This is a genomic window from Mesorhizobium sp. M0816, assembly GCF_040320005.1.
Classification (GTDB): Bacteria; Pseudomonadota; Alphaproteobacteria; order Rhizobiales; family Rhizobiaceae; genus Mesorhizobium.
The window spans coordinates 92401-112265 of sequence record NZ_JAMYOT010000014.1; the positions used below are offsets into that span (position 1 = coordinate 92401).

Consider the following 19865-nt stretch of genomic DNA (forward strand, 5'->3'; position numbering starts at 1 on the left):
AGATCATGCCGTTCGAGCCCGACGGCTCGAATGATGTGCTGCGCAAAAAATCGCAGCTGAAGGCCGCTGAACTCAACCAGCATGCGCTGGGCTATGGAGCGCTGGCGGAAGCCGAATGGCAGGCGGCGGGCATTGCTGCTCCTGACCTGCCCGCCATGCGCCGATACCGGCTCGAGCGCATCCGCGCCGAGCTGAAGCGCCGCGACTATGCGGGAGCCCTGCTCTACGATCCGGTCAATATCCGCTATGCCACCGACGCAACCAACATGCAGCTCTGGGTCGCACACAATCGGACCAGGCATTGTTTCGTTGCCACCGATGGCCCGGTGGTGCTGTTCGACTATTTCTCCTGCGAGCACCTTTCCGATCATTCCGGCGTCGTCGACGAGGTGCGGCCGGCGGTGTCGTGGGCTTATCTGTACAGCGGCGAGCTGACCGGTCAAAAAGTCCGCCGCTGGGCAGCCGGCATCGCCGACCTGGTATTGGAACATGGCGGCGGCAATCGCCGCATCGCAGTCGACCACATCAATCCCGAGGGCATCGAAGAGCTCGCCCGCCTCGGCATCTCGACCGGCAATGGCGAGGCGGTGATGGAAAATGCGCGGCTGATCAAATCGCCCGACGAAATCCTTGCCATGCGCCGGGCGATCGCCGCTTGCGAGGCGGCAATGGGCGAGATGGAGAAGGCGCTGAGGCCTGGCATCTCCGAGAACGAATTGTGGGCCGAACTCCATCGCGGCAACATCGCGCGCGGCGGCGAATGGATCGAAACCCGGCTCCTGTCGTCGGGTCCGCGCACCAATCCATGGTTCCAGGAGTGTTCGTCGCGGACGATCGAGGCCGGCGAGCTCGTCGCTTTCGACACCGACCTGATCGGTCCTTACGGCTTCTGCGCCGACCTTTCGCGCACCTGGCTTTGCGGTGACGCGCCGCCGTCGCAGGAGCAGCGCGACCTGTTCCGCATCGCCGCCGACCAGATCGCCCACAACACGGAGCTGATGCGGCCGGGCATATCGTTCCGCGACCTCGTCGAGCGCTCGTCAGTGCCACCGGGAGACTGCTTCCCGGCCCGTTACGGGGTGCTCTATCACGGCGTCGGCCTTGCCGACGAATACCCGACTTTGCCGCATGCTAGCGACTGGACCGACGACACACCGGACGGAGTGCTCGAACCTGGCATGGTGCTGTGCGTCGAGAGCTATATCGGTCGGCTTGGCGGCTACGAAGGCGTCAAGATCGAAGAACAGATCCTGATCACTGAAACCGGCAACGAGAAGCTTTCGACCTACCCGCTCGACAATCGGCTGCTTGGCGGCTGAGCGACGCTAATGCATGTCGCGCAAAAGTGTGCAGCGGCTTTGCGATAAACGACATGCATAAAACAAGAATCTAAAGCGCGTCGCATGAGGCCGACCGAACGCGACGCGCTTTATGCGAGCGCGGCGATCGCCTCGCGCATCGCAGCGACGATCGTTTCCGGCGTTGTCCTGGCCGTGATGAACGGCAAGCCTTTGCGCCGCCTTGTCCAGCCGACGACCGTCACCTTCTGCGCCGCCGGCTCGAAACTCTGCGCCAGCGCCCAGCTCTCGCAATCGATCGCCGCGACGTCCGCCCTGCCCTCGGCAACGGCAACGATCGAAGCACGGTGCCCACAGCTTTCGCTCAGCGCGGAAAAGATATCCAAACTCTCGCCCAATGCTTGCAGGTCGCGGGCTGGCGCGATGATGCCCGACATGGAATCGAGGCTGTTGAAGGTGAAGCGCTTGCTGCGAAGCTGATCGAGCGGAATGACGGCACCGCCGTCGGCCGGCGCCCTTGCCGGCGGTGCCTCGCCCGCCCTCATGACGATGGCGCTCGAATAGAGTTCGCCCTGTCCACCCTCGAAGGCGTCGTAACGCGGCTGGCCGACGAGCTGGACACGCTGCGACAGGCCGAGTTCCATCGGTCCCCAGCAGGTTTGCGCAAAGAGCAGCGCCGGATGCAGCCAGAGCTGGTGAAAATCCAGTTCGTCCGGCGGCAATGTCGCCGGATCGGGCGCGATGGGTTTTCCCTGATCATCGCGAATACCGCCAGGCACGGGGGGCAAATCGCCGGTGCGGCGGATGATCGTCTCCGGCGCATCGATGCCTTTTTGTCTGAAAGCATCGCGCAGCCGCGCCCATTGCGCGTCGACATCGTCCCGCGCTTCCGGCCAGTCGTACATCGGCAAAGCCGCAATGAATTCACTCATGCCGGGATTTGACCGTTATGCGGGGAAATTGACAAGGTCAGGAAAGCGTCGTCCGCGCGGCACCGCCTGCAACAACGCAAGAATCATTCTTTCGGCGGCTCGGCGGGTACCGGTGCGCTGCCAAGCCCATTGAGGCTGCGTGCCCTGACGCGCGGCTTGAATGCGCGTCCTGGTTCCGGCATGCGCCGCAGCACGGGATGGACGACCGGCTCCTTCGCCTTGAAGGCATAGGCCTTGAGCAGCGCGAAATAGTTCGGATAGGCGTAGCCATTGTTCATCCGCAGCCATTCGTCACGGCGGTCGCGAAACACCTTCGGCAGCCTGTACCAGGCCACCGTCGGGCTCTTGTGATGGACGAAATGCAGATTGTTGTTGAGGAACAGGAAGGACAGCGGCGAGCGCTCGACGATGATCGTGCGGCCTTCCGGATGTTCAGACCATTGGTGCTCGGCGTAGGTGCGGATCGAAATCAGCGACTGCCCAAGCCACACCGGCACCAGAACGTAAAGCCACAACGGCATGCCGAAGCCGAACTGCACGACAGGCAGCACCACGACGAGGCCGATCGCATGCAGCAGCCATGCCTTGCGGATGGAATTGTCGCCCGCGGCAACCTGCCTGGCGTCGTCGATGAAAAAGCCGATGCAGGAAAGCCACGGGCCTAGCACCAAACGCCCGATCATCGTGTTGTTGACCTTCAGCAGGAATTTCATCGCCGACGGCAGCTCCTCGTGCTGCCAGAGCGCCTTGTAATAGCTTTCGGGATCGTCGAGCGGATCGGTCAGGCGCTCGTCCGCATGGTGGCGCAGGTGAATGGTCTTGAATCGGCGAAACGGCCAGACAAGGCCAATCGGCAGGAACACAAAGGCTTCGTTGAGCCGCGCATTCCGGGTTGGGTGGCCGTGCAGGACCTCGTGCATCAGCGAGGATTGCAGCGCCGCAATCAGGGTCAGAAAGGCGAGTGCCAGCAGCGGGTAGGATGGCCAGAGCAGAAAGCCGGCAGCGAGCCAGCCGCCGTAGCATAGAAGTGCGAGAAATACGGTCGGCCATTCGATGGTCGCTGCGCCGTGTCGCCTGTTGCCCATGCTCGTCATGCTATCGACCACTGCCTTCCAGTCGCCGGAACCCGTTTGATTCCTGACAACATTGTGTCAGGAGCGTTGCGTCGGCGCAACGCGATAAAGCGCACAAACTGTTGCGATTGCGCATTTTCAGCTGCATATGTTATGTATTGTAAACAAGCTCGTAGATTCATTTACGCTCGAAACGCCATGTAGACCGCTTCGGCGCAAAATTTTGCTCACGTAGGGAGAGTAGGGATTTGGACAAGCGCGACCTGTCGACGATCTTTCGCGAGCGCCTGAAAATGCTCTTGACAAGGTCCGATTTGAACCAGTCGGCCTTCGCCGCCGCGGTTGGCATCGACCGTTCGGCACTGTCGCAGCTGCTCTCCGGCGCCTCGACCCGCCTTCCCCGTGCTGAAACGCTGCTCAACATCGCCGCCGAATTCAAAGTCTCGCTCGACTGGCTGCTCGGCCTCAGCCACGATGAGGGCGTCACCGGTGAAATCCGCGAGAGCCTTGAGATCGAGGAGGCGCCGGACGGCTTCGACCGCACGCTGCTGGCTCGCTGGCATGCCGAGGCGGCGGGAACGAAAATCCGCTACGTGCCGGCCGGCATTCCCGACCTTCTGCGCACCGAGGCGCTTGTCGACTACGAAGCCGTCATCGCCAACAAGAGCCGCGAGGCACAGGCCGGCGAAACGCAGTACCGCATCGACTATAACCGCCGGCCCGAAACCGACATGGAAGTCTGTATGCCGCGCCACACGCTGGAGATCTTCTCGCGTGGGCTGGGCGTGTGGGACCGCTTTCCGGAGGCCGACCGCCACCAGCAGCTCCTCCATATGGCGACGCTGCTCGACGACCTCTATCCCACCTTCCGCCTGTTTCTCTATGACGGGCGGATGCGCTATTCGATCCCATACACCATCTTTGGACCCTATCGCGCCGCCATTTACGTCGGCGACATGTATCTGGTGCTGAACGCCACGCAGCCGATCCGCATCCTGACCAGCCATTTCGACAATCTGATCCGTGCCGCGGACGTCAACGCGCATGAAGCGGCCAGCTTCACACGAAAGCTGGCGGAGATGCGATTTTGACCGGTTGCTCTACGCGCCGACATTGACGGCACATAAAGAATTCTTTATATCCTTATCTCAGTTATTCTTCCGCGAAGGCGTATTTCACATGACCAATCCGATCGACGCTCTGCTTGCCGAAAAGGGCGTCCTGCTCGCCGATGGCGCCACCGGCACCAATCTGTTCGCCATGGGCCTTGAGGCCGGAGAGGCTCCCGAGCTCTTGAACGAGACCGCGCCCGACACCATCACCAGCCTGCACCAGAACTTTGTCGATGCCGGCGCCGACATCATCCTGACCAACTCTTTTGGCGGCACCCGCCATCGGCTCAAGCTGCACCACGCGCAGGACCGCGTCTATGCGCTGAACAAGCGCGCGGCCGAGATCGCAAGCGCCGTCGCCGGCAACGCTGGCCGCAAGGTGATCGTGGCCGGCTCCGTCGGCCCGACCGGCGAGCTGCTGGTGCCGCTCGGCGCCATGACCTATGACGAGGCGGTCGAAGCCTTTGCCGAGCAGATTGAGGGGCTGAAGGCCGGCGGCGCCGAAGTCGCCTGGATCGAAACCATGTCGGCGCCTGACGAAATCCGCGCCGCCGCCGAAGCCGCCATCCGCGTCGGCCTGCCCTATACCTATACCGGCTCCTTCGACACCGCCGGCCGCACCATGATGGGACTGCTGCCGAAGGACATCCACGGCGTCGTCGATGGCCTGTCGCAGACACCGCTCGGTGTCGGCGCCAATTGCGGTGTCGGCGCCTCCGACATTCTCGCGTCGCTGCTCGACATGACCGAGGCGAAGCCGGAAGCAACGGTGATCGTCAAGGGCAATTGCGGCATTCCCGAATTTCGCGGTGCCGAGATCTACTATTCCGGCACACCCGAGCTGATGGCCGACTATGTGCGCCTCGCCGTCGATGCCGGCGCCAAAATCGTCGGCGGCTGCTGCGGCACCTCGTTCCAGCACCTCGCCGCCATGCGCAAGGCGCTCGATGCGCACACCAAGTCGGATCGCCCGACCGTCGAGCAGATCGTCGAACGCATCGGCCCGATGCGCAACAAGCAGGCTACGGTCAATGCCGCCGAGACCAGCGAAGCCCGCCGCGAGCGGCGCCGCGGACGCGCCTGACGCTTTCGTCTGCGACATAGTCCGCGCGAAGCAGTGCGGCCGCGAAAAAAGGCCGGCAAGGTTTCCCTCGCCGGCCTGCCTCACCCGCCCGTAGGCCGGCTCCCCCTATCAGAACGATCCCATCTGAAAGAAACCGGCCGTCATTGCCACTACCGGTTACCGCCGAGCGCCGAGGCAAGGCGCACAAGCGAGAGGAACTCGGACCGGTATCCAAACGGGTCGGCTCCTCTGGCGGCGGTGGCAATCTCCATGATCTTGTCGTAGCCGAACTTCGCGGTCGCATCCTCGTCGCGCAGCTTCTGGCCGAAAGCAGCAACGGCAACGGAGAAACGCTGGTCGGTGCTGGCCTGGTCGAACGACGCCACCTCGTTGGCTGACGTTACCGGCGTGGTGATCAGCTTCGAGGTGTCCTCGTTCGGCAGCTTGTAGCGGATCTTGACGAAAGCATATTCGTCGGCATTGGCGACACCGCCATTGTTCACCGAGGCCTGGCCGTAGCGCAGCTGGTCGATCTGTTCGCCGCCGCTGCCCTTAGGCGTGATCTCGTAGATCGCGGTGACTGAATGACCTGAGCCGATCTCGCCGGCATCGACCCGGTCATTGTTGAAATCCTCTCGGTTCAAGGCGCGGGTTTCGTAGCCAATCAGCCGGTACTCCGAGACCTTGTTCGGGTTGAACTCGACCTGGATCTTCACGTCCTTGGCGATGGTGAACAGTGTCGAGGAGGCATCCTCGACCAGCACCTTCTCGGCCTCCGCCAACGTATCGATGTAGGCAGCAGTGCCATTGCCGTTCTGGGCGATGGTCTGCATCATCTGGTCGTTCAGATTGTCGCGGCCGAAGCCGAACACCGACAGGAATACGCCTGTCTTGCGCTCCTTTTCGATCAGCCGCTTCAGGTCGTCGTCGTCGGTCTGGCCGACATTGAAGTCGCCATCGGTGGCGAGCATCACCCGATTGATGCCGTCCTTGACGAAGGATTTCTGCGCCAGCCTGTAGGCTTCCTTGATGCCGGCCTCGCCTGCCGTCGAGCCGCCGGATGTCAGATTGTCGATGGCAGCGAGGATCTTGTCCTTTTCCGAAGCCTTGGTGGGCTCCAGCACGGTACCGGCATCGCCCGCATAGGTGACGATCGAGACGGTGTCGTCAGGTCTCAGCTTGTTGACCAGCAGCCGGAAGGCCGACTGCAGGAGCGGCAGCTTGTCCTGCTCGTTCATCGAGCCCGACACATCGATCAGGAAGACCAGATTGGCCCTGGGCTGCTCGGCCGGCTTCACGTCGAAACCCTTGATGGCGACATGCATCAGCCTGGTGTGCTCGTTCCACGGCGTCGGCATGACGCTGACGGTCGAGTTGAACGGCGTCGAGTCCGGGCCTTTCCAGTCATAGGGGAAGTAGTTGACCATCTCCTCGACGCGAACCGTGTCGGCCTGCGGGATAAAGCCTTCCTTCAGCGAGCGCCGGACGAAGGAATAGGAAGCGGTGTCGACATCGATCGAGAAGGTCGAGACCGGGTCTTCAAGTGCGGCATGCACGGGGTTGGTCTTGAAATTCTCGACACGGTCGCGGTTTTCCTCTTGCGGCAGCATCTGGTCGGCCGGCGCAGCGGCGGGCTGCTGTGCCATCAGCTTGGGCTCGGCAACCGTGCCAGGCATGCGTCCGACCCGCGCGCCGCCATCGACTGCCGGAGCCGCGGAGCTTGCACCCCCATCCAACGCGAACTCGCCGCTCTGCGCCGGTTCGGGTGCATTGCGGCTGAGCACATCCTGCTGCGTCAGCCCGCCGACCGCGGTCGATTCCGCCTTCGGCGGCGATGTCGGCGCCACAAGCGCCTCGCCGGTGTCTCGGCTTTCACTGTCGGCGTCCGCCTTCTTCTGCTTGTCCGCTTCGGCAACGACCGGCGGTTTGACGGTCGCCGGTTTGTCAGCCAGCGTTTCGGTGATCTTATCCCCGCCGAATTCGGGCCCGCCGAATTTGGATTCCCCCAGCATATAAATGGTAGCGTATCCGGCGATCGGCAGGGCAACGAGCCCGGCAATGGCCGGCGTGGCGAAGAGTTTCTTTTGCATGATTTCGCTCCAGAGCCTTTGTGCTCGCTCTGTGAGACGAAGCCCGCTCACCGATCCTTGGGCGCCCGGCAAAGTTTTTTCTTCCATGTCATAGGCGCGCAGCGCGGCCTGGAGGGCACGCGCCTTTGCGTCCGCGTCCGGCGCCGGTGCTGCGATGTCGCGCAGTCTGTTCAGTTCGTTGTCGTCGACCATGGTCACACTTCCCCGGCTGAACGCATCAGCGTCTTCAGCCGTTTCTTCGCTTCATGGATGTGCCAGGAAACCGTCGTCTCCGAGATCGCCATCGCCTCGGCGGCGGCGGCGTGGCTCAGCCCTTCGCCATAAACCAGCAGCACCGCATCGCGCTGCTTGTCCGGCAGCTTGCGCACCGCTGCCCAGAGCGCCTCGGCCGGGTCTTCCGGCTCAGCCGAGATTTCCCCCGAAATCAGCGCATAGGCGCCATAGGCCTCGGTCTTGACCGTCTCGCGGGCGGTCTTGCGCATCATGTCGCGCGCCGCATTCAGCGTCATGGTGTAGAGCCACGTCGTGAAGGCACCGCTGCCGTGATAGTCGCGGATCGCCCGCCCGAGCCGGACGCAGACTTCCTGGGCGATGTCCTCGGCGTCGGCCTTTTTCCCGCACCAACGATAGGCGGCGCGATAGACGAAACCATAGTGCCTTTCGAGCAACTTGCCGAAAGCACCCCGGTCTCCGCCCTTCGCCCGTCCGATCAGTTCGGCGTCGGAGGCTTCGCTTTCGTCCAGCATCATCGCCATCATTTGCCTGTTGGACGAAGGCTAATGGCGGTTCCTTGGGGCGATGGAAAGAATTTTTTGGCGGGCGGTCACGTCGTAATGGTTGGCGTGCCTTGGCCGAGCGTCTCCGCAAACAGCGTCGTCAGCCGCTTCCAGTGGCGTTCGGCGCCGGCTGCATCGAAGGCACTATGGTCCGGCATGCACCAGCCATGCGTCACACCGGCATAGTTCTCTATGACATGGTCGACCTCGGCGGCGCGCAGTGCTTCGGCGAGCCGCGCCGATTGCTCCGGCGGAAAGCTGCGGTCCACACCGGCAGTGCCGATATAGATCCTTGCCTTGATTGACGCTGCCTTCCGGTACGGACTGTCGGCGGCGTCACCGGCCAGATTGCCGCCGTGGAAACTGGCAGCGGCGGCGATGCGGTCGGAATAGGTGGCCGCGGCGTTCAGCGCCCGCGCTCCGCCCATGCAGTAGCCGACAATGCCGACCGGCCCGGTCAGGCCTTGCGCAGCGAGCGCATCGAGGAAAGCGCCGCTGTCGCGGATCGTCAATCTCCTGGGTCGTGCCGCCGACGAGACCTGTGATTGCGGCCTTGCTCCTCTCGTCACTGAACGCAGTCTTGGCTTCGAAAGGGCCGTAGGGCGCGTTGCGGTAAAAAAGGTCCGGCACAAGCACCGCATAGCCCTCGCCCGTAAGCCGCTCCGCCATCTGATCAAGCGCCGGTCGCGGACCGAAAACGTCCATGTAGAGGATGATCGCTGCCTTGGCTGGGGCCGCCGAACGGAACAGCCGGGCCTTGGCAATGCCGTCGCTTGTCTTGATCTGCATCGCTTGCGTGGCCATCATCCGCTCCGTTGATCTGACGTGCGATAGATACCCGCGGTGACCGTCGCGGCAAGCTGTAATGAGGCGATCTGCTTCAAGATTTCGTGCGGCATTCGGCGACGCTACAGACGCGCGAATGCTGCCATGTGAAAGGCCTGAACCTCGGCCGGATAGCGATAATCGGTACCGTAAGGACAGGCGTTGCGTTCGAGGCAGCCGCCGGTCCGGCAGGGCGCGCCGTTTTGCCCGCGCACATGGGCCAGACAGGTTTCATGTGCAAAACCATTCGCAGAATAAGCCTCGACCGGACAGGATTTCAGGCAAGGTTTTTCCAAACATGTATCGCAAAGGTGAATCACGTCGTGGGGTTCTTGGAGCGCAATCTCATTTTCGAACAGCAGCGCGCCGCGATAGGCATGCCAGAGCCCGTATTGCGGATGCATGAGAATGCCGAGCGGTGACGGCTTCAGCCCCTCCGCACGTATCGCCCATTGCTGGAACGGCAGATAAGGCCTGTCGGACGGTGACACGGCGCGCGCCCCGAATTTTCCGGCCACCGCGCCGATCACTTCGCGAGACCATCTGTCGAGCGGATCGTCGATCGGCTGTGACTGTCTTTCCAGCCAGCGCAGGAAATGCGGCCATGGCGCAGCGCCCGCCTGCCCCACCAGCAGAACGGATCTGGCGGCAGCGCCGGAGAGACCGGAGGGTGTTTCTTCACCACCTGCAAAATTGAAGCCGCCGCGAAGCATAAGGCCGTGGGCGGAAAGCGCAGCCGCGATTGTTTCAGTCATGCCGCGCTCGGGATCATCCCTTCTTGTCCGGGTCGGAGAAGGCACTCCGCCAGACTTCCTTGTGGATGATGTTGGCGACTTTAGCCCCGCCTGATTCGGGCTCCTTTCAGGTGAAGGCGTCGGCCATCGACGCCTTCTTCCTGGCGATGAAGTCCTTCAGCCCGTCGTCGATGCCCGGGTCGAGATACGGCGCCTCGTAGCTCTCCAGCCAGCGGCGGGCGAGCTCGTTGGCGCGCTGGGGTGCGGTTTTTTCGCCTTCCGCCAGCCACTGCTCGTAGGAATTGTTGTCGGCGATGTTGGAACGGTAGAACGCGGTCTGGAAATTGGCCTGGGTGTGATCGCAGCCGAGATAGTGGCTGCCCGGGCCGACCTGGCGGATGGCGTCCATCGCCTGGCCGTTTTCCGACAGGTCGACACCCTCGGAGAACTTCTGCGTCATGCCGAGCTGGTCGATATCCATCATGAACTTTTCGTAGCAGGAGGCGAGACCGCCCTCGAGCCAGCCGGCCGAATGCAGCACGAAATTGGTGCCGGCGAGGATCGTCGAGTTCAGCGTGTTGGCGCTTTCATAGGCCGCCTGCGCATCGGGGATTTTTGAAGCACAGAGCGAACCGCCGGTGCGGAACGGCAGGCCGAGCCGGCGCGCGAGCTGCGCCGCGCCATAAGAGACCAGCGACGGCTCCGGCGTGCCGAAGGTCGGCGCGCCCGACTGCATCGAGATCGACGAGGCGAAGGTGCCGAACAGCACCGGCGCACCCGGCCGGATCAGCTGTGTGAACGACGCCCCGGCCAGAACCTCGGCCAAAACCTGGGTCAGCGTGCCGGCGACCGTCACCGGGCTCATCGCACCGGCAAGGATGAACGGCGTGACGATGCAGGCCTGATTGTGGCGCGAATAGACCTTCAGCGCTCCCAGCATGGTCTCGTCGAAGACCATCGGCGAGTTGGCATTGATCAGGCTGGTCAGCACCGTGTTGTTCTCGACGAAATCGTCACCAAACACGATCTTGGCCATCGCCACCGTATCTTCAGCGCGCTCGGGCGCGGTCACCGAGCCCATGAACGGCTTGTCCGAATATTTGATATGGCTGTAGACCATGTCGAGATGCCGTTTGTTGACCGGCACGTCGACCGGCTCGCAAACCGTGCCGCCCGAATGATGGATCGACGGCGCCATATAGGCGAGTTTCACGAAATTCCGGAAATCCTCGATCGTCGCATAGCGCCTGACGCCGTCGAGATCGCGCACGAAGGGCGGTCCATAGACCGGCGCGAACACTGTCGCGTTGCCGCCGATCTGCACCGAGCGCTCGCCGTTGCGGGCGTGCTGGGTATAGACGGACGGAGCGGTCTTCAACAGCGAGCGGCAGAGGCCCTTGGGGAAATGCACCCGCTCGCCCTTGACGTCGGCGCCCGCCTCTTTCCAAAGCTGCAGCGCCTCGGCGTCGTCGCGGAAGATGATGCCGATCTCCTCCAGCACCGTGTCGGTGTTCTTTTCGATCAGCGCCAGCCCTTCCTCGTCCAGCACTTCATAGACGTTGATCTTGCGCTTGATATAGGTGAGCTGTGTGCCGGGGCCGCCGCCCGAACGTGCAGCCCGTCGGGCTGCGGCGCCACCGCTGGCAGCGCGCCCGCGCCGTGCGTTTGACGCTTCCTGATCGACCGGCGCGTTCTCACTCATAATCGTTCTTCCCTGGCTTTCGTTCTGGCCTGATTTACTCCGGCCGGGCTCTTGCACCGGCCTGAAATCCGTTTGCGGCCGCATATTGCGGTCTCTGGCCGGATCGTAGCCATGCACCCTATTCGAAACGGCCCGCCAGCGCCAACGCCTGTCGCAAAATCGACAAGAATTCCAAGAGATTTACGGTCGCTTTCGTTTTGCGGGAAGTCGCAAATCAGCTATGGACAACCGGCCCGTGCGGGTTAGGTATTGACGCGATATTTTTAAGCTGCCGCAACAGTTGTAGCCGGCAAGGAGCCTGAGAAAAAATGGCCGACGACGAGATCATCCTTTCGGAACTCTCCGACGACGAGTTGGTGCAGCAGATGCACGACGATCTTTATGACGGGTTGAAGGAAGAAATCGAGGAAGGCACCAATATCCTTCTCGAGCGCGGCTGGGCGCCTTACAAGGTGTTAACCGAGGCTCTGGTCGAGGGCATGCGCATCGTCGGCGAGGACTTCCGCGACGGCATCCTGTTCGTTCCCGAAGTGCTGCTGTCGGCCAACGCGATGAAGGCCGGCATGTTCATCCTGCGTCCGCTGCTTGTCGCCACCGGCGCGCCGAAGCAGGGTAAGATGGTGATCGGCACCGTCAAGGGCGACATCCATGACATCGGCAAGAATCTGGTCGGCATGATGATGGAAGGCGCCGGCTTCGATGTCATTGACCTCGGCATCAACAATGCGGTCGAAAAATATCTCGATGCCATCGAAAAGCACCAGCCCGACATCATCGGCATGTCGGCGCTGCTGACGACGACCATGCCTTACATGAAAGTCGTCATCGATACGATGAAGGAAAAGGGCATTCGCGATGACTATGTCGTGCTGGTCGGCGGCGCACCGCTCAACGAGGAATTCGGCAAAGCCGTCGGCGCCGACGCCTATTGCCGCGACGCCGCGGTGGCGGTCGAGACCGCCAAGGACTTCATGAAGCGCAAGCACAACGTCCGCGCTTCGGCCTGAGCCAATAAGTCCGGCACCGACGAGAAAAGCCGCGCCTTGCAGTGCGGCTTTTTTATTCCCAAATATTTAGAGCCGTGCGGATCAGGGTTTCTTGACGGTATCGTCAACAGCCTTCGCAGTGGATTTGATATCCTTACCGACGCCGCGCACCGTGTTGGCGCAGGCCGAAACAGCCAAGGCGCAGGCGAGAATAGCGATTGGCGCGACGCGGAACAATTTCATGAATGGTGTCTCCCTCAGGATATAAATTCGCTGGACAGCAACGAAGATGGATTAGACTGGTTCCATGACTACCGCGCGAAAACAACAATCCGATCAAGGCGACAGGCTGCTCGTCATCGCCTGCGGGATGATTGCGCGCGAAGTTTTGGCGGTCAAGGAGCAGCTCGGGCTCGACCATCTCGACCTGACCTGCTTGCCGGCGGAGTTCCATTTCTATCCGGACCGCATCGCGCCGGCCATGGACAAGGCTATCGAGAAGGCCAAGACCGACGGCTACAGACACATATTCGTCGGCTATGCCGATTGCGGCACGGGTGGCCTGCTCGACCGGATCTGCGAGAAGCACGGCGTCGAGCGTATGGCCGGGCCGCATTGCTTTGCCTTCTACCAGGGCATGGATGCCTATGCGAAGGTCGCCGATGACGACATGATGTCGTTCTACATGACCGATTTCCTCTGCCGGCAATTCGATGCCTTCTTCATGAAGCCGCTCGGTCTGGACAAGCACCCGGAGCTGATCAAGGACTATTTCGGCAATTACGAGAAGCTGATCTATATCGCCCAGACCGACGACCCGGAACTCGACAAGGTCGCCGAAAAGGCGGCGAAAATGCTCGGCCTCGCTTATGAGCGGCGCTCGACCGGCTATGGTGACCTGACGGGCGAACTTAAGCGGGTGGCCTCACATCCGGAGGACGTCCGTTAGACGCCCCGCTTCGGATTATTTGCTCGCCGGTTGCGGATCCGACACGAAATCGACAACGCGGCCGTTTTCTAACCGGATCGGTCCCCTTGCAGTTGGATCCTTGCGCAACGCCTCTGCAATCAGGGCTTCGACGGTGTCGAGGTTGACTTGCAGAATTGAGGAGTCGCCCAGTTCCCAGTACTCGCCTTCATCAAAGACATCGAGCTTGTCGAAAAGAGGAGCAACTTTGCGGAGCAGCTCGATGATTTCGATATGCGCGTCCGACCCGGCAAACTGGGTCTTACAAAATTGCTGCATGAAGAGGTGCCTGTCGAACTCGAACCGAAGGGGCTCCGACTTGGGATGCGGCAGAAGCTCTATTCCTATAACCGGGCCGAGATAGTCCACGCTGCGTTCATCAACGACCCGATGGAGAACCATTTCGGCTTCGTCTATTTTCCGAAACGGCCAGCCTCGAGTGACAGCAAACGCCTCCACTTCCCGCAATAGCACAGCGTAGTGCTCGTCTTCGCGCAGCTGTCCCTCAAAATGGATCGTCACCCCCAACATGCACCTCCCCGCGCAAACGTTTTGCGATGATAGCCGCGCTTCTATTCGATCGCCAGGGCGGCAAGCACATCGGCAAAGCTCGTCTTGCAGACGAAACCCAGCCGCTTCCTCGCCCGCGACGCATCGTAGACCCGGTCGATCGACGAAAACATCGTCCAGCCTTTCTTCGTGTAGAGTGCCGGATAATCCGGAAAATAGCGCGCGACGACCGACGGCGCGTCGGCGATCAAGGCCGCGCAATCTTCGGGCTGGAAAGGCGTCGGTGCCGAGATGATGAAAGTGTCGAAGCCCAATTGCGGCGCTTTCTCCAGGGCAGCGATGTGGGCGTCGGCTGCGTCCTCCACCGTCAGCCGGCGGAACAACAGCTCATTGGCCTTGGTGTTGGCATCCGACTGTTCGATCACGTGCGCCATGTCGTCCGCCTCGGGAAAAAACCGGGCGGTGCGCAACACGATCACCGGCAGGCCGAACTGCAAATGATAGAGCCGGCAGAGCTGTTCGGCTGAAAGCTTGGTGACGCCATAGATGTTGCGCGGTTCAGGCGACATGTCTTCCGTCAGCCATGCCGCCTTGCGCGCCCCGCCGGTGAAGCCGGTGCGTATGGACTCGGAAATCATCAGCGATGTCGTCGACGTAAACACCAAGCGCTGAACGCCAAAAGCTGCTGCCGCATCGAGCAGGTTGAGCGTGCCGCGCACATTCGTCTCGACGAAATCCTCGTTGCGATGACGTTCGATGTCAGGCTTGTGCAGCGCGCCGCTATGGATGATGGCCTCGATGCGGTTCTCCTCGACCGCCCTCATGACCAGGTCGCGATCGGCGACTGAGCCGACGATTCGCGTTTCCGAGGATGGGACGGGATCGAGGCCGGTGACGTCATGACCAAGAGCCCGCAGGCGCGGCGCCAAGGCGCTGCCCAGCCAACCGGACGATCCCGTCAGCAAGATCCGCATTCTTTTGCACCTCGTTTCTGCTGTCGATGCTCAGGCACGGATGACAGAACGCGGCGAAACATTAAGGTATGCGCCAGACAAGAAAACAGCCTGCTCCAGCCAACAAAAGGGAAACGCCACCGATGATCGCTCGCCTCATGTTTGCCGCAGCAACTGTCCTCTGCTTGACCATGCCCGCGTTGGCCGATGGCGAGGTGCAGAAGCTGATAACGGCTGCCGACAAGGCGCGGCTCAACAAATATGGCGAGACGCGCAAGGCAGCGCTTGACGAGGCGAAGGCCGGCGATCCCGCCGAGGTCAAGCAGCTCGACGCTTTGCTGGCAAAGCCGCTGGTTCCCTTCTCTGACAGGGACCTGACCGGCAAATGGCAATGCCGCACCATCAAGGCCGGCGGATTGAGCCCGCTCGTCATCTATGGCTGGTTCAAATGCAAGGTGAGTGACGACGGCTCCGGCTGGAGACTGGAAAAGATCACCGGCTCGCAGCGCACCAAGGGCCGCTTCTTCGACGATGGCGAGAAACGCGCGATCTATCTCGGTTCCTTCCACGTCAACGACGATCCGGCAAAGCCCTACGGCAGCGGCCCGGAAAGCGATCAGGTCGGCTATGCCTTCCGCAACAGCGCCAGTGAATGGCGCATCGAGTTCCCGGCGCCCTATTACGAATCGAAGCTCGATATCCTCGAATTCAAGCGCTGAGCCCCGATCACCAGGGGTTAACCCGGTCAGCCTAGCATTCGCGCGCAAAGAACAGGTTCTTTGCGGGGGGGGGTCGCAGAGCATGGCACTGTCGAAAACAAACCAACGGCCGATCGTCGTCGTCACCGAAGGCGGCCCGCATATCTGGGCGATCGTCAACGCCGTCGCCGATCAACTCGGCCCGGTCAGCGTCATCCTCGAAGCTCCTGAATCCAAAAAGCAATTGCTTCTCGCGCGGGCGCGGCGGCAAGGCTGGACCTCGGCCATCGGTCAACTCGGCACGATGGTGCTGACGCGCCTCGGCAAGCGCTTCTTCGCCGGCCACGCAGCACGGCTTGCCGCCGGGCAGAAGCTGCAAACCGAACCGAAGCCTGGGCAAAAGATCATTTATGTCTCGTCGGCCAACGCGCCGGAGTGCCTGCAGGCGATCGCGGAAATCCAGCCGGGTGTGGTGCTGCTCGCCGGCTGCCGCTTGCTGTCGCGGCAGACGCTGGCGAAAATCCCTTGCCCGGTCCTCAACTACCACGCCGGCATCGCCCCGAAATATCGCGGCATGAACGGCGGCTACTGGGCGCTGGCTTCAGGCGATGCGGAGAACTTCGGCACCACCGTACATCTGGTCGACGCCGGCGTCGACACTGGCGGCGTGCTGCGGCAGACGCGTGGCAAACCGCAGCCGGGCGACACAATTTCAAGCTACGCGTTGCGGCAGGCGGCCTTCTCGCGCGACATCTGCGTCGAAGCGGTCAGGGATGCGCTGGCCGGCAAGGTCGGCACGGTGGATCCCGGCCTGCCTTCGAAACAATGGTATCATCCGACGGTATGGTTTTATCTCTGGACGGGGATAAGGAACGGCGTCTGGTGACGCGCCGATTTACCGGACAGCCACCCGCCACTAACATTGCATCATGAGCGACATCGACCACCGCACCATCATTGCCGGCCTTTCGGTCGAGGACCGTCGCGACCTCACCGCCAGGGTTGACCGGCCAGGCATTGTCCGGCTGGCGGTCCATGCCGGGCTGGTTATCCTGCTAGGCGCGCTGATCGCCGCCCGCATCCCGTTCTGGCCGCTGCTCGTCTTGCCGCAGGGAATCCTGATCGTCTTCTTCTTCACGCTGTTGCACGAGACCATCCATGAAACGGCGTTCAGGACGGCGTGGCTCAATCGCGCTGTTGCCGCCGTGGCCGGCTTCCTGATCCTGCTGCCGCCGGAATGGTTCCGCTATTTCCATTTCGCCCATCACCGCCATACGCACGACCCGGACAACGACCCCGAACTGATGGCCCCGAAGCCGGAGACCATCAGCCAATATCTGCGCTATCTGTCAGGCGGCCCCTATTGGATCGCCATGGGCCGTGTGATCGCAACCAATGCGGCGGGCCGCAACCGCGACGGCTTTGTGCCGGAAAAGGGCCGCGGCAAGGTGGTTGCCGAAGCACGGCTGTTCCTGATCGGCCATGCGGCATTGCTGGCCGCATCGCTCGCCGCGCAGTCGGCGCTGCTGTTGTGGGTCTGGATCTTGCCGGTGCTGGTCGGACAGCCGTTTTTGCGTGCCTACCTGCTGGCCGAGCACGCGTTGTGCCCGCATGTCGCCAACATGCTCGAGAACACCCGCACCACCTTCACCACAAGGCTGGTGCGCTTCGTGGCTTGGAACATGCCGTACCATTCCGAGCACCATTCCTATCCGGCCGTTCCCTTCCACCGCCTGCCGCGCTTCCATGACATCGTCGCGGAGCATTTACGCACGACCGAACGAGGTTACGTGCGCTTCCACAGGAAGCTGGTCGGCAGCTACGATGGCCGCGCCGGCTGACCAGTGCTGGAAGAAACTCCGCTTTCAACCGCGGCCGTCGATTGCGTCGCTTTTGAAGGCCCCCGCGTCGTCCCATAACAAGCAGCCCAACAGCGCTTCCGGCAATGCTCGAAACCACTGCATTGGCCAAAAGATCGGAATCGATCTTCGGAGAGCACGATGCAGCGGAGTTAAATGGTAGAGCATCGTTTGTGCGTCCGATTGGACGCACGGCGCTCTGCAGGAGCAGGAAATTATGGCCGATCTGATCGTCGTCTACTGGCGCGACATCCCCGCCCAGGTCATCGTCAAGAAGGGCCGGCAGAACGCCAAGCGCGAACTGCCGCTGCGCTTCACCGAGGCGATCGACATGTGCGCCATGCGCACCGGCGCTGGCGGCACCGACGACTATCTTGCCGAATGGCGCAAGGCAGAACCCCTCCCGGTCAGTGACGATCTTGAAGCCGAGGCCGAGAAGGCTCTTCAGGAACTTGATGCGAAATACGACCGTGAGCGGCTGGTCGCTCTGGTCAAGGCGGGGGGCAAAGAAAATGTCTGATCCCCAATCAATGCCGGCGACGACGGCTCAAGCCGGCGTGACCCAGGCGACCATCGTCAAGAAGGCGGCGCCGAAATCCGACTACAAGCCGGCCGACGTGTCGCCACAGCGGCGTGTGCAGCGCTCTTTCGCGGTGCGCCTTTGGTCTGTGCGGCATTCGCGGCTGCTCGAATGGTTCTATGGCAAATTCGCCGACATGTTCCTGCTCCTCCATCCGCTGTGGAAGGGCATCGGCTACAGCCGTGTCGAAGGGCCTGTGAAATTCGTCGAAAAGCGCGTCAAGGGTTTCATGTTCGACTGCCGCATGTGCGGCCAGTGCATCCTTTCCTCGACCGGCATGTCGTGCCCAATGAACTGCCCCAAGCAATTGCGCAACGGCCCTTGCGGCGGTGTCCGCGCCAACGGCAATTGCGAGGTCGAGCCTGACATGCCTTGCGTCTGGGTCAAAGCCTGGGAAGGTTCGCGGAACATGGTGCATGGCGACAAGATTTTGGAAGTGCAGAAGCCGGTGGATCAGTCCTTGCGCGAAACCTCCGCGTGGCTGCGGGTCACCGCGCAGGCCGCGGCCGCCCGCAATGCGGCCCGGAATACTACGAAGACCGGAGCGTCGGCATGATCGGCCGTCAGCCAGACGAGAATCCGGCCGGCATCCATTTGCCGCTCGATCCCCTGCCCGGCCACACCTCGCGTGGCCGGCTGGAACGCGTCCTCAGGCGCGGCGAGTTCGCAGTGACGACCGAGCTCAATCCGCCTGACAGCGCCGATCCGGAAGACGTCTACAACCGCGCCAGGATTTTCGACGGTTGGGTCGACGCCATCAATGCCGTCGACGCTTCCGGCGCCAACTGCCACATGTCGTCGGTCGGCATCTGCGCGCTGCTGACCCGCATGGGCTATGCCCCGATCATGCAGATCGCCTGCCGCGACCGGAACCGCATCGCCATCCAGGGCGACGTGCTTGGGGGTGCTGCGATGGGCGTCGCCAACATGCTGTGCCTGACCGGCGACGGCGTGCAGGCCGGCGACCAGCCCGGCGCCAAGCCGGTGTTCGATCTCGACTGCATGTCGCTGCTCGAAACCTGCCGCGTTATGCGCGATAACGGCAAATTCCTGTCCGGCCGAAAACTCACGACGCCGCCGCAGCTTTTCCTTGGCGCGGCCATCAACCCGTTCGCGCCGCCGATCGATTTCCGGCCCTATCGGCTGGGCAAGAAGATCGCCGCCGGGGCACAGTTCGTGCAGAGCCAGTACTGCTTCGACGTACCGATGTTCCGCACCTACATGCAGAAGGTCCGCGATCTCGGCTATACCGAGAAATGTTTCATCCTGTGCGGCGTCGGGCCGCTGGCCTCGGCCAAGACGGCCAAATGGATCCGCTCCAACGTACCGGGCATTCACATTCCCGATCAGATCGTCAAGCGCCTGGAAGGCGCCCAGGATCAGAAGAAGGAAGGCAAGCAGCTCTGCATCGACATCATCAATGAGGTGAAGGAAATTCCCGGTGTATCCGGCGTCCATGTGATGGCCTACCGCCAGGAAGAATACGTCGCCGAGATCGTCGACGAATCCGGCGTGCTGAAGGGTCGCCGGCCGTGGAAACGCGAAATCCGCCGCGACGACCAGCTCGTTGCCGACCGGCTCGACCACATACTGCATGACGACCTCACTGAAACCCAGGTCGACATGGTCAAGACCGCGCATTGACAGCGCGAATCGTCAGCATTCGCTTGATCAGAAACAGATAACGATATAAAGAACTCTTTATAT

20 protein-coding genes and 1 pseudogene are annotated in these 19865 nt (G+C 62.0%); 11 read left to right on the forward strand and 10 right to left on the reverse strand.

The window, feature by feature from the left end:
• Positions 1–5: 5 nt before the first annotated feature.
• On the forward strand, positions 6–1319 hold the full coding sequence (locus tag NKI17_RS21910; RefSeq protein WP_352568998.1) for a M24 family metallopeptidase: 1314 nt from the start codon (positions 6–8) through the stop codon (positions 1317–1319).
• Positions 1320–1429: 110 nt separating this feature from the next.
• Here NKI17_RS21910 and NKI17_RS21915 read toward each other — a convergent pair whose 3' ends face one another.
• Both NKI17_RS21915 and NKI17_RS21920 read right to left on the reverse strand, forming a co-directional pair.
• Positions 1430–2230, reverse strand: a complete 801-nt coding sequence (locus tag NKI17_RS21915) for a phosphate/phosphite/phosphonate ABC transporter substrate-binding protein (RefSeq protein ID WP_352454603.1) — start codon at positions 2228–2230, stop codon at positions 1430–1432.
• Between the two features lie 83 nt (positions 2231–2313).
• Positions 2314–3324 (reverse strand): fatty acid desaturase, encoded by a 1011-nt coding sequence (locus tag NKI17_RS21920; protein WP_352568940.1) that lies wholly within the window; start codon positions 3322–3324, stop codon positions 2314–2316.
• Between the two features lie 227 nt (positions 3325–3551).
• Here NKI17_RS21920 and NKI17_RS21925 point away from each other — a divergent pair, with 227 nt between their 5' ends.
• Together NKI17_RS21925 and bmt are read left to right on the forward strand one after the other, a co-directional pair.
• Entirely contained in the window at positions 3552–4394 is an 843-nt protein-coding gene (locus NKI17_RS21925) for a helix-turn-helix domain-containing protein (RefSeq protein WP_352454605.1), read from the forward strand.
• Positions 4395–4482: 88 nt separating this feature from the next.
• Positions 4483–5499: a betaine--homocysteine S-methyltransferase gene (gene bmt, locus NKI17_RS21930; protein ID WP_352568941.1), complete on the forward strand. Its 1017-nt coding sequence runs from the start codon at positions 4483–4485 to the stop codon at positions 5497–5499.
• A 149-nt stretch (positions 5500–5648) separates the two neighbouring features.
• Here bmt and NKI17_RS21935 read toward each other — a convergent pair whose 3' ends face one another.
• From NKI17_RS21935 to NKI17_RS21955, 5 genes and pseudogenes are all read right to left on the reverse strand, one after another.
• Positions 5649–7760, reverse strand: coding sequence for a vWA domain-containing protein (locus tag NKI17_RS21935; protein WP_352906797.1), 2112 nt, complete (start codon positions 7758–7760; stop codon positions 5649–5651).
• 2 nt (positions 7761–7762) lie between these two features.
• The gene (locus NKI17_RS21940; RefSeq protein ID WP_352452095.1) at positions 7763–8323 is read right to left on the reverse strand and encodes an RNA polymerase sigma factor; all 561 of its coding nucleotides are present in this window, start codon (positions 8321–8323) and stop codon (positions 7763–7765) included.
• A gap of 68 nt (positions 8324–8391) precedes the next feature.
• Positions 8392–9148 (reverse strand): annotated as a pseudogene (locus NKI17_RS21945) (dienelactone hydrolase family protein).
• A 104-nt stretch (positions 9149–9252) separates the two neighbouring features.
• Positions 9253–9882, reverse strand: coding sequence for a hypothetical protein (locus tag NKI17_RS21950; protein WP_352568944.1), 630 nt, complete (start codon positions 9880–9882; stop codon positions 9253–9255).
• A 148-nt stretch (positions 9883–10030) separates the two neighbouring features.
• Positions 10031–11605, reverse strand: a complete 1575-nt coding sequence (locus NKI17_RS21955; protein WP_292654762.1) for a trimethylamine methyltransferase family protein — start codon at positions 11603–11605, stop codon at positions 10031–10033.
• A 308-nt stretch (positions 11606–11913) separates the two neighbouring features.
• Here NKI17_RS21955 and NKI17_RS21960 point away from each other — a divergent pair, with 308 nt between their 5' ends.
• Positions 11914–12612 carry a cobalamin B12-binding domain-containing protein gene (locus NKI17_RS21960; RefSeq protein WP_023676506.1) on the forward strand — a complete coding sequence of 233 codons (699 nt, stop codon included), beginning with the start codon at positions 11914–11916 and terminating at the stop codon, positions 12610–12612.
• Between the two features lie 81 nt (positions 12613–12693).
• On the opposite strand, the gene NKI17_RS21965 is transcribed toward NKI17_RS21960, so the two are convergent.
• Positions 12694–12834, reverse strand: a complete 141-nt coding sequence (locus NKI17_RS21965; protein WP_023676507.1) for an entericidin A/B family lipoprotein — start codon at positions 12832–12834, stop codon at positions 12694–12696.
• A 64-nt stretch (positions 12835–12898) separates the two neighbouring features.
• On the opposite strand from NKI17_RS21965, the gene NKI17_RS21970 reads away from it, so the two are divergent.
• Positions 12899–13540: a DUF1638 domain-containing protein gene (locus NKI17_RS21970; protein WP_023676508.1), complete on the forward strand. Its 642-nt coding sequence runs from the start codon at positions 12899–12901 to the stop codon at positions 13538–13540.
• A gap of 15 nt (positions 13541–13555) precedes the next feature.
• Here the strand turns inward: NKI17_RS21970 and NKI17_RS21975 are convergent, their stop codons facing one another.
• Both NKI17_RS21975 and NKI17_RS21980 read right to left on the reverse strand, forming a co-directional pair.
• Positions 13556–14086 carry a hypothetical protein gene (locus tag NKI17_RS21975; protein ID WP_156937334.1) on the reverse strand — a complete coding sequence of 177 codons (531 nt, stop codon included), beginning with the start codon at positions 14084–14086 and terminating at the stop codon, positions 13556–13558.
• Between the two features lie 44 nt (positions 14087–14130).
• Positions 14131–15042: an NAD-dependent epimerase/dehydratase family protein gene (locus tag NKI17_RS21980; protein WP_352906798.1), complete on the reverse strand. Its 912-nt coding sequence runs from the start codon at positions 15040–15042 to the stop codon at positions 14131–14133.
• Between the two features lie 122 nt (positions 15043–15164).
• On the opposite strand from NKI17_RS21980, the gene NKI17_RS21985 reads away from it, so the two are divergent.
• The 6 genes from NKI17_RS21985 (at position 15165) to NKI17_RS22010 (ending at position 19802) form a co-directional block, all read left to right on the forward strand.
• On the forward strand, positions 15165–15740 hold the full coding sequence (locus tag NKI17_RS21985; RefSeq protein ID WP_023676510.1) for a DUF4893 domain-containing protein: 576 nt from the start codon (positions 15165–15167) through the stop codon (positions 15738–15740).
• A gap of 82 nt (positions 15741–15822) precedes the next feature.
• Positions 15823–16605: a formyl transferase gene (locus NKI17_RS21990; RefSeq protein WP_352587656.1), complete on the forward strand. Its 783-nt coding sequence runs from the start codon at positions 15823–15825 to the stop codon at positions 16603–16605.
• A 43-nt stretch (positions 16606–16648) separates the two neighbouring features.
• Entirely contained in the window at positions 16649–17560 is a 912-nt protein-coding gene (locus tag NKI17_RS21995) for a fatty acid desaturase (RefSeq protein ID WP_352587653.1), read from the forward strand.
• 235 nt (positions 17561–17795) lie between these two features.
• The gene (locus NKI17_RS22000) at positions 17796–18098 is read left to right on the forward strand and encodes a virulence factor (protein ID WP_352452105.1); all 303 of its coding nucleotides are present in this window, start codon (positions 17796–17798) and stop codon (positions 18096–18098) included.
• Positions 18091–18714 (forward strand): methylenetetrahydrofolate reductase C-terminal domain-containing protein, encoded by a 624-nt coding sequence (locus tag NKI17_RS22005; RefSeq protein WP_352454616.1) that lies wholly within the window; start codon positions 18091–18093, stop codon positions 18712–18714. Before NKI17_RS22000 ends, NKI17_RS22005 begins: the two co-directional genes overlap by 8 nt.
• Positions 18711–19802 (forward strand): methylenetetrahydrofolate reductase, encoded by a 1092-nt coding sequence (locus NKI17_RS22010; protein WP_023676515.1) that lies wholly within the window; start codon positions 18711–18713, stop codon positions 19800–19802. Before NKI17_RS22005 ends, NKI17_RS22010 begins: the two co-directional genes overlap by 4 nt.
• The last annotated feature ends 63 nt before the right edge of the window (positions 19803–19865 follow it).

What these genes read in the sequence shown, in the direction of transcription:
- NKI17_RS21960 (WP_023676506.1), top strand. Translation starts at nt 11,914, where the DNA reads ATGGCCGACGACGAGATCATCCTTTCGGAACTCTCCGACGACGAGTTG.
- NKI17_RS21995 (WP_352587653.1), top strand. Translation starts at nt 16,649, where the DNA reads ATGAGCGACATCGACCACCGCACCATCATTGCCGGCCTTTCGGTCGAG.
- NKI17_RS22000 (WP_352452105.1), top strand. Translation starts at nt 17,796, where the DNA reads ATGGCCGATCTGATCGTCGTCTACTGGCGCGACATCCCCGCCCAGGTC.
- NKI17_RS21990 (WP_352587656.1), top strand. Translation starts at nt 15,823, where the DNA reads ATGGCACTGTCGAAAACAAACCAACGGCCGATCGTCGTCGTCACCGAA.
- bmt (WP_352568941.1), top strand. Translation starts at nt 4,483, where the DNA reads ATGACCAATCCGATCGACGCTCTGCTTGCCGAAAAGGGCGTCCTGCTC.
- NKI17_RS21970 (WP_023676508.1), top strand. Translation starts at nt 12,899, where the DNA reads ATGACTACCGCGCGAAAACAACAATCCGATCAAGGCGACAGGCTGCTC.
- NKI17_RS22010 (WP_023676515.1), top strand. Translation starts at nt 18,711, where the DNA reads ATGATCGGCCGTCAGCCAGACGAGAATCCGGCCGGCATCCATTTGCCG.
- NKI17_RS21935 (WP_352906797.1), bottom strand. Translation starts at nt 7,760, where the DNA reads ATGGTCGACGACAACGAACTGAACAGACTGCGCGACATCGCAGCACCG.
- NKI17_RS21910 (WP_352568998.1), top strand. Translation starts at nt 6, where the DNA reads ATGCCGTTCGAGCCCGACGGCTCGAATGATGTGCTGCGCAAAAAATCG.
- NKI17_RS21985 (WP_023676510.1), top strand. Translation starts at nt 15,165, where the DNA reads ATGATCGCTCGCCTCATGTTTGCCGCAGCAACTGTCCTCTGCTTGACC.
- NKI17_RS21920 (WP_352568940.1), bottom strand. Translation starts at nt 3,324, where the DNA reads ATGACGAGCATGGGCAACAGGCGACACGGCGCAGCGACCATCGAATGG.
- NKI17_RS21950 (WP_352568944.1), bottom strand. Translation starts at nt 9,882, where the DNA reads ATGCTTCGCGGCGGCTTCAATTTTGCAGGTGGTGAAGAAACACCCTCC.
- NKI17_RS21980 (WP_352906798.1), bottom strand. Translation starts at nt 15,042, where the DNA reads ATGCGGATCTTGCTGACGGGATCGTCCGGTTGGCTGGGCAGCGCCTTG.
- NKI17_RS21915 (WP_352454603.1), bottom strand. Translation starts at nt 2,230, where the DNA reads ATGAGTGAATTCATTGCGGCTTTGCCGATGTACGACTGGCCGGAAGCG.
- NKI17_RS22005 (WP_352454616.1), top strand. Translation starts at nt 18,091, where the DNA reads ATGTCTGATCCCCAATCAATGCCGGCGACGACGGCTCAAGCCGGCGTG.
- NKI17_RS21940 (WP_352452095.1), bottom strand. Translation starts at nt 8,323, where the DNA reads ATGGCGATGATGCTGGACGAAAGCGAAGCCTCCGACGCCGAACTGATC.
- NKI17_RS21955 (WP_292654762.1), bottom strand. Translation starts at nt 11,605, where the DNA reads ATGAGTGAGAACGCGCCGGTCGATCAGGAAGCGTCAAACGCACGGCGC.
- NKI17_RS21965 (WP_023676507.1), bottom strand. Translation starts at nt 12,834, where the DNA reads ATGAAATTGTTCCGCGTCGCGCCAATCGCTATTCTCGCCTGCGCCTTG.